The organism is Actinoplanes sichuanensis (assembly GCF_033097365.1).
GTDB classification, from domain to species: Bacteria; Actinomycetota; Actinomycetes; order Mycobacteriales; family Micromonosporaceae; genus Actinoplanes; species Actinoplanes sichuanensis.
Window position 1 is genome coordinate 6,319,474 of the sequence record NZ_AP028461.1, and the last position, 15,501, is coordinate 6,334,974.

15 protein-coding genes and 1 pseudogene are annotated in these 15,501 nt (G+C 70.9%); 6 read left to right on the forward strand and 10 right to left on the reverse strand.

Translation table 11 applies throughout. The features are described 5' to 3' along the window. Nucleotides 1-52: 52 nt before the first annotated feature. Genes Q0Z83_RS29080 through Q0Z83_RS29090 form a run of 3 tightly spaced genes read right to left on the reverse strand, consistent with a single transcriptional unit; the run spans nucleotide 53 to nucleotide 3,138 of the window. A complete protein-coding gene (locus Q0Z83_RS29080) occupies nucleotides 53-1,210 on the reverse strand; it encodes an acyl-CoA dehydrogenase family protein (protein ID WP_317786407.1) in 1,158 nt (385 codons plus the stop codon). Between the two features lie 15 nt (nucleotides 1,211-1,225). After that, the gene (fabG, locus tag Q0Z83_RS29085) at nucleotides 1,226-1,975 is read right to left on the reverse strand and encodes a 3-oxoacyl-ACP reductase FabG (protein ID WP_317786408.1); all 750 of its coding nucleotides are present in this window, start codon (nucleotides 1,973-1,975) and stop codon (nucleotides 1,226-1,228) included. Nucleotides 1,976-1,989: 14 nt separating this feature from the next. Then, nucleotides 1,990-3,138 carry an acyl-CoA dehydrogenase family protein gene (locus Q0Z83_RS29090; RefSeq protein WP_317786409.1) on the reverse strand — a complete coding sequence of 383 codons (1,149 nt, stop codon included), beginning with the start codon at nucleotides 3,136-3,138 and terminating at the stop codon, nucleotides 1,990-1,992. 80 nt (nucleotides 3,139-3,218) lie between these two features. On the opposite strand from Q0Z83_RS29090, the gene Q0Z83_RS29095 reads away from it, so the two are divergent. After that, nucleotides 3,219-3,839 carry a TetR/AcrR family transcriptional regulator gene (locus tag Q0Z83_RS29095; protein ID WP_317786410.1) on the forward strand — a complete coding sequence of 207 codons (621 nt, stop codon included), beginning with the start codon at nucleotides 3,219-3,221 and terminating at the stop codon, nucleotides 3,837-3,839. Between the two features lie 63 nt (nucleotides 3,840-3,902). Here Q0Z83_RS29095 and Q0Z83_RS29100 read toward each other — a convergent pair whose 3' ends face one another. From Q0Z83_RS29100 to Q0Z83_RS29120, 5 genes are all read right to left on the reverse strand, one after another. After that, nucleotides 3,903-4,865, reverse strand: a complete 963-nt coding sequence (locus Q0Z83_RS29100; RefSeq protein WP_317786411.1) for an S-4TM family putative pore-forming effector — start codon at nucleotides 4,863-4,865, stop codon at nucleotides 3,903-3,905. Between the two features lie 95 nt (nucleotides 4,866-4,960). Beyond that, nucleotides 4,961-6,136, reverse strand: a complete 1,176-nt coding sequence (locus Q0Z83_RS29105; protein WP_317786412.1) for an ABC transporter permease — start codon at nucleotides 6,134-6,136, stop codon at nucleotides 4,961-4,963. Continuing rightward, nucleotides 6,133-6,783 (reverse strand): ABC transporter ATP-binding protein, encoded by a 651-nt coding sequence (locus Q0Z83_RS29110; RefSeq protein ID WP_317786413.1) that lies wholly within the window; start codon nucleotides 6,781-6,783, stop codon nucleotides 6,133-6,135. Before Q0Z83_RS29110 ends, Q0Z83_RS29105 begins: the two co-directional genes overlap by 4 nt. After that, nucleotides 6,780-7,832, reverse strand: a complete 1,053-nt coding sequence (locus Q0Z83_RS29115) for an efflux RND transporter periplasmic adaptor subunit (protein WP_317786414.1) — start codon at nucleotides 7,830-7,832, stop codon at nucleotides 6,780-6,782. The genes Q0Z83_RS29110 and Q0Z83_RS29115 overlap by 4 nt, the downstream gene beginning before the upstream one ends. Further along, the gene (locus Q0Z83_RS29120; RefSeq protein ID WP_317786415.1) at nucleotides 7,802-8,245 is read right to left on the reverse strand and encodes a hypothetical protein; all 444 of its coding nucleotides are present in this window, start codon (nucleotides 8,243-8,245) and stop codon (nucleotides 7,802-7,804) included. The genes Q0Z83_RS29115 and Q0Z83_RS29120 overlap by 31 nt, the downstream gene beginning before the upstream one ends. An 88-nt stretch (nucleotides 8,246-8,333) precedes the next feature. Here Q0Z83_RS29120 and Q0Z83_RS29125 point away from each other — a divergent pair, with 88 nt between their 5' ends. Then, complete coding sequence (locus Q0Z83_RS29125) at nucleotides 8,334-8,990, forward strand: response regulator transcription factor (RefSeq protein WP_317786416.1); 657 nt, start codon at nucleotides 8,334-8,336, stop codon at nucleotides 8,988-8,990. Continuing rightward, on the forward strand, nucleotides 8,987-10,171 hold the full coding sequence (locus tag Q0Z83_RS29130; RefSeq protein ID WP_317786417.1) for a sensor histidine kinase: 1,185 nt from the start codon (nucleotides 8,987-8,989) through the stop codon (nucleotides 10,169-10,171). Before Q0Z83_RS29125 ends, Q0Z83_RS29130 begins: the two co-directional genes overlap by 4 nt. On the opposite strand, the gene Q0Z83_RS29135 is transcribed toward Q0Z83_RS29130, so the two are convergent. Then, complete coding sequence (locus tag Q0Z83_RS29135; protein WP_317786418.1) at nucleotides 10,110-11,117, reverse strand: LLM class flavin-dependent oxidoreductase; 1,008 nt, start codon at nucleotides 11,115-11,117, stop codon at nucleotides 10,110-10,112. The genes Q0Z83_RS29130 and Q0Z83_RS29135 overlap by 62 nt on opposite strands. A gap of 98 nt (nucleotides 11,118-11,215) precedes the next feature. Here Q0Z83_RS29135 and Q0Z83_RS29140 point away from each other — a divergent pair, with 98 nt between their 5' ends. After that, a complete protein-coding gene (locus Q0Z83_RS29140) occupies nucleotides 11,216-12,079 on the forward strand; it encodes a L,D-transpeptidase family protein (protein WP_317786419.1) in 864 nt (287 codons plus the stop codon). Nucleotides 12,080-12,179: 100 nt separating this feature from the next. Here Q0Z83_RS29140 and Q0Z83_RS29145 read toward each other — a convergent pair. Further along, nucleotides 12,180-12,425, reverse strand: a pseudogene (locus Q0Z83_RS29145) (helix-turn-helix domain-containing protein); the annotation flags it as partial. A 349-nt stretch (nucleotides 12,426-12,774) separates the two neighbouring features. Here Q0Z83_RS29145 and rho point away from each other — a divergent pair. Next, on the forward strand, nucleotides 12,775-13,860 hold the full coding sequence (rho, locus tag Q0Z83_RS29150) for a transcription termination factor Rho (protein WP_317786420.1): 1,086 nt from the start codon (nucleotides 12,775-12,777) through the stop codon (nucleotides 13,858-13,860). A 133-nt stretch (nucleotides 13,861-13,993) separates the two neighbouring features. Beyond that, complete coding sequence (locus Q0Z83_RS29155) at nucleotides 13,994-15,493, forward strand: PP2C family protein-serine/threonine phosphatase (RefSeq protein ID WP_317786421.1); 1,500 nt, start codon at nucleotides 13,994-13,996, stop codon at nucleotides 15,491-15,493. Nucleotides 15,494-15,501 lie beyond the last annotated feature (8 nt).

The window sequence follows — 15,501 nt, forward strand, 5'->3', positions numbered from 1 at the left end:
GGGAACTGCGTCGGCTTCGGCGGTACGGGGTCACCCGTACCAGATGAGCGTTTTAAAGGCCCATGTCCTTAGCGATGATCATCTTCATCACCTCGGACGTGCCGCCGTAGATGCGGTTGACGCGGTTGTCGGCGTAGAGGCGGGCGATCGGGTACTCGTTGATGAAGCCGTAGCCGCCGTGCAGCTGCAGGCAGCGGTCGATCACCCGGTGCGCGACCTCGGTGCAGAAGAGCTTCGCCGACGCGGCCTCGGCGGCGGTCAGCTCACCCGCGTCGAGGGCCTCCAGAGCACGGTCGGCGACCGCCTGCGCGGCGTCCACCTCGGCCTGGCAGGCGGCCAGCTCGAACTTGGTGTTCTGGAAACTGGCGACCGGCTGGCCGAACACCTTGCGGTCCTGCACGTACTGCTTGGCGAACCGGACCGCGGCGGCGGCCTGCGCGTACGCGCCGTAGGCGATGCTCAGGCGCTCCTTCGGCAGGTTCTTGCCGAGGTAGTAGAAGCCCTTGTCCTCTTCGCCGAGCCGGTCCTCCACCGGCACCCGCACGTCGACGAAGGCCAGCTCGCCGGTGTCCGACGTCTTCAGGCCCAGCTTGTCGAGCTTGCGGCCGACCGAGTAGCCGGGCAGCGTGGTGTCGACGTTGAGCAGGGTGATGCCGTAGCGGCGGTCGTCCGGCTTGGACGGGGAGGTGCGCGCGCAGACGATCACCCGGTCGGCGAGGACACCGCCGGTGATGAAGGTCTTCGCGCCGTTGAGGACATAGTGCGTGCCGTCCGCACTCAGCTTGGCGGTGGTGCTCATGCCGGCCAGGTCGCTACCGGTGCCGGGCTCGGTCATGGCCAGCGCGTACATCGTGTCGCCGGAGACGAAGTCGGGCAGCCAGCGGCGCTTCTGCTCCTCGGTGCCGAGATCCAGCAGGTAGGGCAGGCCGAGCGCGACGTGTGCCCCGGCCGCTCCGAACGAGACCCCGGCGCGCATGGTCTCCTCGGTCTGGACGGCGGCGAACTTGAAGCTGTCGATGCCGGCGCCGCCGTACTCCTCCGGCACCTCGATGCCGAACAGGCCGAGCTCGGCGAGCTGCTTGTAGAAGTCGCGCGGGACCTGGCCGTCGGCGAACCACTGGTCGTAGCGGGGCACGACCTCGGTCTCGATGAAGTCCCGCAGAGTCTGGCGGAACGCCTCGTGGTCCTCGTTGAAAACAGTGCGGCGCATCAGTGATCCTCTTTGCTAGAGACGGCGTCCGCCGTCGACGTAGATCGTCTGCCCGGTGATGAAGGATGCCGCGTCACTGGCGAGGAACGCGACTACCCGGGCCACGTCCTCCGGCCGGCCGACCCGGCGCAGCGGGGTGATCTCGGCGGCCTTGGCCCGCATGTCGGCGGCGGACACACCGACCCGGGCGGCGGTCGCGTCGGTCATCTCGGTGACGATGAAACCCGGTGCCACCGCGTTGACGTTGATGTTGAACGGACCCAACTCCATCGCGAGAGTCCTGGTCAGGCCCTGGATCCCGGCCTTGGCGGCGGAGTAGTTGGCCTGGCCGCGGTTGCCGAGCGCGGACACGCTCGACGTGTTCACGATCTTGCCGGAGCGCTTGGCGACCATGTGCCGCTGGGCGGCCCGGCTGCACAGGAACGCGCCGCGCAGGTGCACGTTCATCACGATGTCCCAGTCGGCGGCGGACATCTTGTGCAGTAGGTTGTCGCGGAGCACGCCGGCATTGTTGACCAGCACGTCAACCCCGCCCAGCTCACCGGCGACCTTGTTGATCACGGCGTCGACCTGGGCCTCGTCGGAGACGTCGCAGCCGAACGCGACCGCCGTCCCGCCGGACGCCTTGATCCGGTCGACGACCTCGGCACACGCCTGCTCGTCGAGGTCGAGCACGGCGACGGACGCGCCCTCACGGGCGAACTGGATGGCGGTGGCGGCGCCGATACCTCTCGCGGCCCCGGTGACGATGGCGACGCGACTCATTTCAACCTCCGTGGTCAGAACGCGCTGATTCCGGTCAGCGCACGGCCGATGAGCAGTTTCTGGATCTGGCTGGTGCCCTCGTACAGGGTGGTGACCCGGGCGTCGCGCATGGCCTTGCCGACCGGGAACTCGTCGACGTAGCCATACCCCCCGAAGACCTGGATGGCCTGGTTGGCGGCCTTGACGGCGGACTCGGTGGCGAACAGCTTGGCCATCGACGCCTCGGTACGGAACGGCAGACCGCGGTCGACCAGGTCGGCGGCGCGCCAGACCAGGAGGCGGGCGGCGTCGGTCTCGACCGCCATGTCCGCGATCATCTCCTGGACCAGCTGGTAGCCGGCGATGGCCTTACCGAACTGGGTGCGGTCCTTGGCGTACGCCACGGACGCCTCCAGGCAGCCGCGGGCCAGGCCGACCGACCCGGCGGCCACCGCTATGCGGCCTTTGTCGAGGGCGGTCATGGCGATCTTGAAGCCTTCGCCCTCCGCCCCGAGCCTCGCGTCGTCGCCGACCCGCACCTCGTTCAGGCTGATCGACGCGGTGGCCTGACCACGGAGGCCGAGCTTGCCCTTGATCTCGGCTCTTTCCAGGCCGGGCGTTCCGGTCGGGACCAGGAACGCGGTGATCCCCTTCGGACCCGGGCCGCCCGTGCGGGCGAAGATCAGGGCCACACCGGCCCAGGTGCCGTTGGTGATGAAGATCTTCTCGCCACTCAGCACCCAGTCGTCGCCGTCGCGGACCGCTCTGGTGGTCAGCGAGCCCGCGTCGGAGCCGGTGCCGGGCTCGGTCAAGCCGAAGCAGCCGAGCATCTCGCCACCACACAGCCGCGGGAGCCAGTACGACTTCTGCTCTTGTGTCCCGTATTTCTGAATATTCTTGGAAACCAGACCCAGGGAGACCGAGACGATTCCGCGGACCGACGTGTCACCGCGGCCGAGTTCTTCCATCATCAGGCAGTACGTCAGGAAGTCGCCGCCCGAGCCGCCCCATTCCTCGTCGATGCCGAGGCCGAGGAAACCCAGCTCAGCGAGCTTGCCGACGATCTTGGTGTCGACCTGCTCGGCCCGGTCCCACTCGGTGGCGTGCGGCACGACCTCACGGTCCACCCACTCCCGGGCCAGGTCCTGGAACTGCTGCTGTTCCGCCGTCAGGCCGAGGTCCATAGCGGCTCCCGTAATTGAACGCTGTCAGGTTTCTCGGGCCATGCTAACTTAACGGTGTTAGATAAACCAAGGGGGTTCGCATGCCACGGCCGACGACGCCGCTGCTCAGCCAGACCGGCATCCGCGCGTCCGCGCTGGAGATCATCGACCGGGACGGGCTCGACGGGCTCAGCATGCGCAAACTCGCCGCCGCCCTCGGGGTGTCCGCACCCGCGCTGTACTTCCACTACCCCACCAAGGAGCAGCTACTCGACGACGTGGCCAGCGAGATCATGGAGAAGGTGGACGTCTCCGCGTTCTCCGACGGCTGGCGGGCGGGGCTGCTGACCTGGGCGCGGTCCTACCGGGCGGCGCTCGCCGAGCATCCGAACATCGTGCCGTTCCTGGCCCGTGGCCCCGGCCAGCGGGACGCGTCGCTGCGCCGGGCCGACGCGATCCACGGCGGGCTGGTCGCGGCGGGCTGGCCGCCACGGGAGGCCACCATGATCGGCGCGTCCACGAAATACCTGGTGCTGGGGGCGGCGATGGGCAGCTTCTCCCGTGGGTTCGTCGACGACGTGCAGGTCTACCTGGATCGCTATCCGTCGCTGGGTGACGCCCACCGGCTGCGCGAGCACGCGGACAGCGTCGACCGGGACAGTTTCGAGTTCGCCCTGCTGATGTTCGTCGACGGCCTGGCCGCCCGGCTGGCCCACGGCTGAGACCCGGCCGGCTCTCCGGGCCGCCGGCAGCCCGTCGGGACGGCTCCCCGAACCAGCCTGTCCTCACGGGCGGGGGCGGGGGCGGATCGTGAGGCCGGCGTCGACCAGGTTGCGGCGGGTCTCGGCCAGGCCGGCCGTGAAGTCGCTGCTGTCCTGGAGGTAGTAGCGACGGAAGAACCAGGACGGTACGCGTGGCGCCCGCCGCCGGGTCAGGAACAGCTGGTCCTGGACCTGCCGCGCCATCAGCCACAACTCCTGCCGGACGGCCGGCTCCAGGCTGGCCGGAGCGGCGTGCAGGCAGCGCGCCCGCGACCAGCGCGACACTCGACGGCGGTCGGTGAAGACGCCGCGCTGCTCCCGGAAGGTGTCCCAGCCGAGCATCAGCAGACCCAGCGACGGTACGCACCACTGCACCAGGAAATCGGTCACCGTCGAGCCCCGCAGCATCGCGGTGAACAGCCCGAACCCGGTCCAGACGAGCAGGCCGGCGAGGACCGTGCGGGCGTATCGGCGGCGGACCCGGCCGCCCCAGGCGAGGTTCTGCTGCTGACGGGCCAGCACGTCGAACGGCGGCGGCAGGTTGGGCATCGCATAGGACACCCGCAGCGAGTCCTCCGAGCCACGGAACCGGCTGCTCAGCTTGTGCACATCCTCGGCCGGCACCTCGTCCCCGGCGAGCACGTGGTTCCAGGCCAGGTGGAACAGCCGCACCTCGAAGGTCTCCTGCAACAGCGCCGCCCGGAAGAGTTCCCGGTGCGCCCAGGACGCCAGCCCCAGCGAGTAGAGCAGCGCCCAGAGCGCACCGGCCACGGTGACCGTGATGCTCAGCGAACGGGTGAACGCCGTGGTGTTCAGCGACCCGGCCAGGATGGCGAGCAGCCCGGTCACGGCGAGCGCGACGGAGATGCCGATCCGGAGAGCGGCCAGTCGTTGGACCCGGGCGTGCGACACCGCGGTCGCCCGGAGAAGGTGACAGAGCGTCGGGTCGAGCTGACGCTGCCGTACCACGGATCGACGATCGGACATGCGCGCCACCGCCTGTCCAGGGAACTGATCTGGTACGCCAACATTATCCCCGAAATTCAGCTACGCCCGTCTATTTCTCCAGATAGCGGGTATGTTCACGGCGTCGACAACGCCTCCGTGGGGGCGAGGCGCGCCGCGCGTACCGCCGGATAGAGACCGGCCACCCCACCGATGATCAGCGTGGCCACCAGGCCGCCACCGGCCGCCCACGGCGGGATCACCCACGGCCAGCGTTGGTACGTGGCGTAACCGGCCGTCACCGCGACGCCGAGGACCACTCCCCCGGCCCCGCCGAGCGCCGACAGCAGCAACGACTCGGCGAGGAACTGCAGGCGGATCTGCCCCCGGGTGGCGCCGAGCGCCCGCCGCAGGCCGATCTCCGGCCGCCGTTCCAGCACCGAGACGACCATCGTGTTGGCCACCCCGACCCCGCCGACCAGCAGCGCCACCGCCCCGACTCCGAGGAGCAGCCCGGCGAACGCCTGACTGGTGGCCTGCTTGGCGGCGAGTGCGTCGGACGGCCGGGACACGTCGACCTCGTTCGGCGCCGACGGGTTGGCGGTGGCCGCGAGCAGCCCGCGCACGGTCTGCAGACGGGACTCGTCGGATCGTGTGTAGACGGTGGTGGCGTGCCCGTCGAAGTCCAGCCACCGGCTCGCCGACGACCAGCCGGTCAGGGCGGCGGTGTCCAGTTCGGCGGCGAGCGGCACCGGGTCGAGGATGCCGATCACGGTGAACCGCACCCCGCCGATCACCACCTGGATGTCCGCACCGGCGGCACCGGCACCGAGCCGTTCGGCGGCCGCCGAGCCGAGCACCACCGCGGGGAAACTCCCGGTGGCGGTGTTCAGCCAGACGCCGTCACGGATCGTGGCGCCGACCGTGCCGAGCAGGTCCTCCCGGGCCGCGTAGGCGACGATGCCACCGGTCCGTGCGGCCGGGATCTTCTCCGAGCGGTACACCTTGGCGTCGCCGACCCGCCCGGCCGCCGAGACCTGCTCGACCCCGTCGATCCGTTCGATCATCGACTCGGCCTCCACCGGCAGTTCCGCGTCCTCGCCCAGCAGGGTCCGGCCCGGGCCGACGGTCAGCAGGTCGGTACCGAGCGCCGACAGGGTGCGGTCCAGTTCCGCCCCCGATGACGACGAGATGCCGACGACCGCGACCATCGCGGCGATGCCGATGGCGATGCCGAGCGCGGACAGCAACGCCCGCGTCGGCCGGGTGCGCAGGCCGGCGCCACCGACCCGGACCACGTCGGAGAGCCTCATCGGATCCGTCCGTCCCGCATCAGGATCCGACGGGGTACGGCCGCCGCGATCTCCCGGTCGTGCGTGATGATCACGACTGTCGTACCGGCGGCGTTGAGTTCCACCAGCAGCTCCATCACCCCGTCACCGGCCGCCGAGTCCAGGGCCCCCGTGGGCTCGTCGGCCAGCAGCAACGCGGGCTGCCCCACCACGGCCCGGGCGATCGCCACCCGCTGCCGCTCCCCACCGGACAGTTCGTGCGGGTCGTGTCGCAGCCGGTGCCCGAGCCCGACCCGGTCCAGTGCCCCGGCCGCCCGCCGTCGCCGTTCGCTGCGCCGTACACCCTGATAGAGCAGCCCGTCGGCGACGTTGTCGAGGGCGCTGGTCCCGGCCGCGAGGTGGAACTGCTGGAAGACGAACCCGATCCGGGCGGCCCGCAGCGCGGCGAGCCGCCGGTCCGGCATGGTGGCCACGTCGTGCCCGTCGATGCGCACCTCACCCGAGGTGGGCCGGTCCAGGGTGCCGATCAGATGCAGGATCGTCGACTTGCCGGAGCCGGAGGGTCCGACGACCGCGGTCATCTCGCCCGCCTCGATCCGCAGGCTGACCCGGTCCAGGGCGGTCACCCCGCCCGGATGGGTCTTGGTCACCTCGGTCAGTTCGATCACCGCGGCACCCCGACGGTCACGCCCTCGGCCAGGCCGCCCCCGGAGATCTCGACCCGGCCGTCGGCGAACAGACCGGTCCGCACCGGCACCTGCCGGGTCGTGCCGCCGTCGACCACCTGGACCGCGAAGCCGCCGCCCGGGGCCGCCATCAGCGCCGCGACCGGCACGATCAGCACGTTCGCCCGTTCGGCGGCGATGAACGTGACGTCCACGGCCGCGTTCTCCAGGGCGACGCCGGTGAGCGCGATCTGGGCCTCGACCTCGGTGACACGCTCCTCGATCACCGTGGCGACCTCGGTGACCCTCCCCTCGGCCCGTTTCCCGTCCGGCAGCGTGACCGCGGCGGTCGCACCCACCCCGGCCAGGGCGCCGTCGGCCAGGTCGAGCCGGACCGTGACGACCTTGCCGGTGCCGGTCCAGGTGAGCAGGTCACGGCCGGGGGCGACGGACCGGCCGGTCTCGGCGATCAGCGTGCCGACCCGGATCGGGCCGGACGCGAACACCACGTGGCCCAGCCGGAGCACACCCGACGAGGGCAGGCCGTTGTCGCCCTGCCACCGGTCGACGGCGGCGGCGGTGGCGCCGGTGTACTCGTCGTCGACGGTGAAGCCGTCGTAGCCCAGAGCGGACAGGTTGCGTTCGAGCTGGGCGACGTCGCGACCCTCGGTGCCCGGTGCCATGTCGCGGTAGGCGGGCACCGGGCCGTACATCAGCACCGCGGGACGTTCGTCGAGCCGGTACAGGGGTTCGCCGCGGGTCACGGTCGCGCCGCTGTCCGGTAGCCACGTGACGGTGCCCGGGGTCCGGGCCGCGGCGGTGCGTGTCGGGCCGTACCCCAGATCTCCGTCGACCTCCACCGACTCCCGTAACGTGCCCCGGGTGATCGTGGCGGTGGCCGGCGGCAGCCGGTCGCCGCTCGCCGGGTCGTCGCCCGCACCCGGCCGTGCCGCCAGCACCGCCGCCGCGCCGGCCGAGGCGACCGCCACCACCCCGGCGACGATCTTCGCGGTGCGCCCGCTCACTGTGGGGCCCGCATCAACGACGCGCACGCCTTCTCGGCGTCCTTGAAGTCGGGGTCCTCACCGGCGTCGCCGTTGAGGCGGATCATGCCGCCCTCCGGGTCGGGGAACGCCTCGACGCCGTTGTCGCGCATGCACTGCGCGTACCCCCGCATCGTGGCGTCCCGGGACGGATCCGGCGCCGCGCCACCGGTCATGCCCGCCGGTGCCCATTCCCGGCAGGCCTCCATCGCGGCCTGCACCTTCTGCTGGTCGCTGCCCGGACCGAACTTGAGCGTCATGCCCTTGCCCGGCTCCGGATCGGGCACGTCCAGGCCCTGCTCACGCAGGCATTCGGCGAACTTGAGGTTGCGGGCGTCCGGGTCGGGGGCGGTGGTCTCCGGTTCGTTCGCGCAGCCGCCGAGGAGGAGGACGACGGCCACGAACGGAATGAGTCGCTTCATGGGGACACAGCGAACCCGGCACGCTGTTTCCGCGGTGTTGGCCGCGACGCCAACACCGTGGAAACACGCGTTCTGACACGATCGGCGGATGCGGATCCTGGTGGTGGAGGACGAGCGGATGCTCGCCGACGCGATCGCCGAGTGGCTGCGCGAGGAGGCACACGCCGTCGACGTCGCCGGGGACGGCGCGGCCGCCCTCGAACGCATCGGCGTCAACGACTACGACGTGGTGATCCTCGACCGCGACCTGCCGAGGGTGCACGGCGACGAGGTGTGCCGGCGGATGGTCGCGGACGGCAGCGAGGCCCGGGTGCTGATGCTGACCGCGGCGGCCGGGATCGGCGACCGGGTGGCCGGGCTGTCACTGGGCGCCGACGACTATCTGACGAAACCGTTCGCCATGCCGGAACTCGCCGCCCGGGTCCTCGCGCTGGGCCGCCGCACCCGGCCCGGCGCGCCGCCGGTGCTGCGCCGCGCCGGGATCACCCTGGATCCGGCCCGCCGCGAGGTCACCCGCGACGGCCGGTACGTGTCGCTGTCGAAGAAGGAGTTCGCCGTGCTGTTCGAGTTGCTGCGCGCCGACGGGACGGTGGTCTCCGCCGAGCATCTGCTGGAGAAGGCGTGGGACGAGCACGCCGACCCGTTCACCGGTGCGGTCCGGCTCGCCATCCTCAAACTGCGGCGCAAGCTCGGCGACCCGCAGATCATCGACACGCTGTCCGGCGTCGGGTACCGGATCGCATGAGGCTCCCCCGGCCCACGCTGCGCCTGCGGCTGACCCTGGTCTGGTTCGGGTTCTTCCTGGTCGCCGGTCTGGCCCTGCTCGGCGTCACCTACCTGCTGTTCCGCAACCAGCTGCCGTGGACGCTCACCCCGCCCGGCATCGCCGACGGCCGCAACCTGAAACGGGTCATCGTCAACAACAATGTGGTCCTCACCGGCGAGGCCGCCGACCAGCTGATCCAGGCCCAGGTCGAGGAGGTCAGCCGGTCGTTCTTCCAGCAGGGTGCGGTCGCGTTCCTGCTGGTGGCGATCATTTCCGGAGCATCCGCCTGGGTGCTGACCGGGCGGATGCTCGCGCCGCTGCACCGGGTCACCGCCACCGCCCGCCGGATCGCCGCCGAGCGCGGCCTGCAGCAGCGCATCCACCTGCACGGCCCGGACGACGAGGTGAAGGAACTGGCCGACACGTTCGACGGCATGGTGGAACGCCTCGAACACGCCTTCGACGGGCAGCGCCGGTTCGTCGCCAACGCGTCCCACGAGCTGCGCACCCCGCTCACCCTCAACCGGGCGCTCGTCGAGCTCGCCATGCACCGCAAGACCGCGTCCGCCGACGTGATCCGGCTCGGCGAGGACCTCCTGAAGATCAACGCCCGGCACGAACGCCTGATCAGCGGCCTGCTGCTGCTCGCTCGATCGGAGCAGGAACTTCCCGCGGCCGGACCCGTCGACCTGGCCGACGTGGTCTCCCACGTGGTCGAGCAGATCTCCGCCGAAGCCCGGTCCGCCGGGGTGACGGTCACCCTGCACGCCGGCACGGCACCCACCCGGGGTGACGGCCTGCTGCTCGAACAACTCGTCCGCAACCTGGTGGAGAACGGCATAAGACATAACAATCAACAGCCCGACGATTGGGTACGGGTGGAAAGCGGCCCGAAAGCAACGGTCACCGTCACGAATTCCGGGCCGGTCATCCCCGCCTACGACGTGCCGGCGCTCTTCGAACCGTTCCGCCGGCTCGACGGCGACCGGATCACCTCGTCGAACGGCGCCGGCCTGGGACTGTCGATCGTCAGGTCGGTGGCCCGCGCCCACGGCGGCGGTGTCGACGCCCGACCCCGCGACGGCGGCGGGCTGGTCGTCACCGTGCGACTGCCGGACGCCGGCCCAGAGCCGGGCCCAGACTCTCCGCCATGTCCGTGAGGATCTGTACGTAGTCGTCGTGCTCGAAGGTGAACGGAAGCGCGAACGCGACCTCGTCGATCTCGCGGAAGGCGGCGTGCTCCGACAGCCGGGACGCGATCTCGTCCGAGGTGCCGACGATGTCCGGGGCGAACATCATCCGGGCCGGGCCCTGCGGGGTGCGCGTGCGCGGGGTGCGTTTCTCGGCGTAGGCCCGGTACCTGGTGACCTGGGACGGCGTGGCGCTGTCGGTGGGGATGACCACCAGGCCCTGCGAGACGCGTGCCTTGTCACCGTCCGGGTGGTGGGCCCGGAACTCGCGGATGTGCGACAGCTGGATCCGCTCGAAGTCCTCCGACTCCTCCGCCTTCACCACACTGCTGGTCAGCAGGTTCATCCCGTGCTCACCGGCCCACCGGGCCGACCGCAGGCTGCCGCCGCCATACCAGAGGCGGGACGCGAGACCCGGGGCGTGCGGCTGGACCCGGTCGGAGAACTGCTCGAACCCCTCGAAACCGGCGAACGAGGTGACCGGCTCACCCCGTACCGCGGAAATGAGTCTCTCGACCCGGGCGAAGCTGAAGTCCTCCGCCTCGGCCGTGTCCGGATAGAGCGCGTCTTTGACGCGGTCGAACTGCATCGGCGGGCCGACGCTGACGCCCGGGTTGAGGCGACCACCGGAGAGCAGGTCGACGGTGGCCAGATCCTCGGCCAGGCGCAGCGGGTTCTCCCAGCCCAGCGGGGTTACGGCGGTGCCCAGCTCGATGCGGCTGGTGCGCTGCGTCGCGGCGGCGAGCACCGCGACCGGCGAGGAGATGCCGAACTGCAGATGCCGATGCCGGAGCCAGGCGCTGTCGAAGCCGAGGCGTTCACCGAGCTCGATGATCTCGAGGGTGGACTCGTGGCCTCGGCGCGGATCCGCCTCGTCGAACAGCCCGATGGTCAGGAAACCCAGCTTCCGCAGCATGTGCTCACCCTAGCCCGCTATTCCCTTCCTCCCCAGTGGGAGTTACCGACACCACCGGCCGATAATCCGCTCGAAGAGGACACCGCTACCCTTGGCTGATGCCGATCAGCCGGACCCGCCGAAACGTGCTGACGCTGACCGCGATCGCGCTGATCGTCGCCGTCCTCGTGGGCGTCCGCCTGGCCGGCGGCGGCGACCCGGCGCCGTCGGACCGCGCCCAGCCGATCGTCTCCACCGCCTCGCCGGCCGTGTCGGCGGAGCCGTCGGCCACCGTGCCACCGGCCGCGAAGCCACCCGCCGACCTGCCGGTGATCGCCTACGCGAAGGGCCCGCGAGGCCTGCCCGCCGACCCCGAGCCGACCTCGGTGGTGGCGATCACCGAGGCGCTGCGCCCGGAGACCGCGATGGCGCTGTATGACGCGCCCGGCGGCAAGCCCCGCGCCTACCTGCCACCCCAGATCAGCGGCCTGCCGGTGGTGGTCCCGATCGTCGCGCGTGAGAGCGGTTGGGCCGCCGTGCTGACCCCGTCGTCCAACCGCACGATCGGGTGGATTCCGGAAACCGGATGGAAGCCGGAGCCGCTGCGCGACCAGATCGTCGTCAGCCTGGCCGACCGCCGGATGACCTGGCTACGGGAGGGCACCGAGCAGGGCCGCTGGACCGTGGCGATCGGCTCCGACACCACACCGACCCCGCACGGCCGGACGTTCGTGATGGGCCGCACCGGGACATCCGGCGCCGTCTACGCCGGCCTGGACGCCCTGGTGCTCGGCTCGGTCCCGGAGGAGCCGGAGAAACTGGCCGCCTCCCTGCGCAACGCCCACACCGGCATCCACGCGTGGACGAACAAGTCGGCCTTCGGCCGGAACGTCTCCAACGGATGCGTGCGCACCCCGGCCGCCGGCATGCGCGAGCTCCTCGCCCAACTCGACCCGGGCACCCCCGTGGTGGTCACCGCCTGACGGTCACCCGCGCCGCGCTCGCGCACACCATCCATCGCGACGCCGAACACCGCGGCCCACCGTTGCGCTGAGCCGACAGGTGCGTGACGAACCGCGAAGCGGGCGCCGGAACAGCCTGCCGCAGCATCTCCTTACGCACCTCGTCGAGCAGGTCGGGCATCGGAAGGCCGAGCGCCCGGCAGATCGCCGCCAGCACCTCCGACGACGCCTCCTTGGTCCCGCGCTCCACCTCCGACAGGTAGGGCAACGACACCCCGGCAGCCGCGGCGACCTCCCGCAGAGTGCGCCCTTGACCAAGCCGAATCCGGCGTAGCACCGCCCCGATGACCCGCCGCAACAGTGGCATCCCGGTCTCCCTCCCCGCGCGTCCGTCCGAACCCATCATCGCTGTATTCGCCGCGCGGTGCTAAAGTGGCCCCAGATCCGGTCCCGGTTGCAGGCGAGTCTCAACGCCCCCGGAGATCGAAATCCCCAAGCCGCCACGACGGCACTCGCGGATACCCACTCACCTTCACCGGTGTTTCCGGATTCCGCGGCACCGGTCTTCTCGGTTACCGAGACACCGGTTCATCCGGCTCCCGAGGCACCGGTTCTCCGGCCCCGAGGCGCCTTCCTCCCTCGGCGTTCGACCGAGACCGGCCGGCATTCCGCCGCGCGCCGGCTCCGACGCACCCATCCCAGAATCGAGTAGCGCAATGTCCGAATTCCAACCCGTCGACGCCCTGGTCGACATCATCGACGACCGGGCCTGCCTGCGACCGCACGGCTACGCCCCCGCCGCCACCGACCTGCCGCTGGCCCGCGGCGAAGTCCGCCGCCTGCACCTTCGCCGGGGCGACCGGGTGACCGGCCGGTTCACGCCCGACCGAAAACTGCATCTCAGCTCGGTCAACGACCGCCCGCCGAGCCATCGCACCGACTTCTACCAGGCCACCTCGCTGCACCCGCACGACCGCCTGCGTCTGGAAACCGACCCGAACCGACTGACCACCCGGGTGATCGACCTGGTCATGCCGATCGGCAAGGGCCAGCGGGCGATCATCGCCGCACCCCCGAAGGCCGGAAAGACCACGATCCTGCACGACATCGCCCACGCGGTCACCCGCAACCACCCCGAATGCCACCTGATGGTCCTGCTGGTCGACGAACGCCCCGAGGAGGTGACCGACATGGCCCGCACCGTGAAGGGCGAGGTCGTCGCCTCTCCCTTCGATCGGCCGCCTCACGAGCACATCGCGGTGGCCGAACTGGCCGTCGAACGCGCGAAACGCCTGGCCGAACAGGGCGACGACGTGGTTCTGCTGCTCGACTCGCTGACCCGCCTGGCCCGCGCGTACAACCTGGCCGCCCCGGCACGCGGCCGCACCCTCTCCGGCGGTCTGGACACCAGCGCCCTGCATCCACCGAAACGCCTGTTGGGAGCCGCTCGGGCGCTGGAGTCCGGGGGCTCGGTGACGATCATCGCCTCCGCCCTGGTGGAAACCGGCTCGGCCATGGACAACCTGATCTTCGAAGAACTGAAGAGCACCGGAAACGCCGACCTCAAACTGGACCGCGGCCTGGCCGAATCCCGCGTCTTCCCGGCGATCGACGTGGCCGCCTCCGGCACCCGCCACGACGAGGCCCTGCTGCATCCGGCCGAACTCGCACCGATCACCCAGCTCCGCCGGGCCCTGACCAACGGCAACCCCCGCGACGCGATGCCGGGCTTCCTCAAACAGCTGCGCTCCAGCACCTCCAACGCGGCGTTCCTGCAGACCCTCATCCGGTACGGCCGGTAAGCGCACCGCCCCGTCACGCGAGCCGACCGAATCCCGCAGGCCGCGACGCGACCGCCGGGCCGGCCGCCGACTCACCGGTGGGTGGCGACGGTGAAGGGGTCCGTTGGGAGCGTTCCACCGATAGGCTGCCCGGATGGCGGATGAGGCCGTGGTGCGGGAACTGCTCGCCGCGATTCCGGTGGGCTGCACCTGGCTGGTGCCCGTCCACGGGCCGGACGACACGATCGTGGATTTCCGGATCGCCGCGACCAGCGACCGGATCCGGGATGTCTTCGGCCGGGGCACCCAACGCATCGACAGTCTGCTCGGCGAGCTGTATCCGCAGCTGATCGGCGGTCCGCTGTGGAATCTGTACGTCGAGGTGATGACCACCGGCACACCCGGCCGGATGGACGAGTTCCGGTTCGAGGAGAGCCGCTCGGGCGTGATCGCCGAGTCCCGGTTCGAGATCAGCGTCTACCGGGTGCTGGGCGGACTCCTGATCTGGTGGCAGCGGGTGGACGAATACCAGCGCCGCCTGGAGCACACCGAGGCGCTCGGCAGTCTCGGCTGGTCCGAGTACGACCTGACGACCGGCCGCACCGACTGGTCCCCGGGCATGTATCCGATCTTCGAGCGCGATCCGGCGGACGGGCCCCTGCCACGCACGGATCAGGCCCGGGCCATGCTGCCGGAGGACCGGGGTATCGCCGAGGCTGCCTGGCAGACCCTGGACAGTGGCGCGACCTCGGACGTGACGGTCCGTTTCCGTACCGGCGATCGGGTCAAGCACCTGCGGATCCTGTCCGACGTGGCCCGCGACGCGTCCGGCACACCGGTGAAGATCTACGCGGTGGTCCAGGACGTGACGGCGCGGGTCGACTCCCGTACCGAGATCGAGTCGTTGAGCGACCGCCTGCGGACCCGGGAGATGACCGCCCTGGCCGAGCACCGCCTGGCCGGGCAGTTGCAGACCATGATCCAGCCGGTGCCCCTGGCGCCGTTCGCGCTGGCCGGCCTGGAGGCGATGGTCAGTTATCTGCCGGCGGAGAGCGCCATCCGGGTGGGCGGCGACTGGTACCACGCGCAGACCCTGCCGGACGGCCTGGTCGCCCTGGCGATCGGCGATGTGGCCGGCCATGGGCTGGAAGCGGCCAGCGGTATGGCACACCTGCGGTTCGCCCTGGTGGCGTGGTTGTCGATCGGCATCCGCAACCCGGGTGAGCTGCTGCGCCACATGAACCGTCTGTGCGCGCAACTCGAGATCACCGGCACCGCGCTGATCGCGATCTACGACCCGCGGACCCGTGACCTGCCCTGGGCGCGGGCCGGCCACCTGTCTCCGCTGCTGGCCCGCGACGGGCACACCACCGAGCTGGAACGTCCGCCGGGCCTGCTGCTCGGAGCCGAACCGGAGATCGACTTCCCGACGGCCACCACCCGTCTGTGCCCCGGCGACCTGCTCCTCCTCTACACCGACGGCCTGGTCGAACGACGTGACGACGGCACCGACGGCCGTACCGCGCAGGTCCGCGACCACCTGGCGACGATCTCCGCCGCCCCGGACGCCGAGCTGCTGCCCCGCCTCCATCGCCTGCTGCACGCCCCGAGCCCCGACGACGACACCTGCACCCTGGCTCTCCGCGTCATCTGACCCGGCGC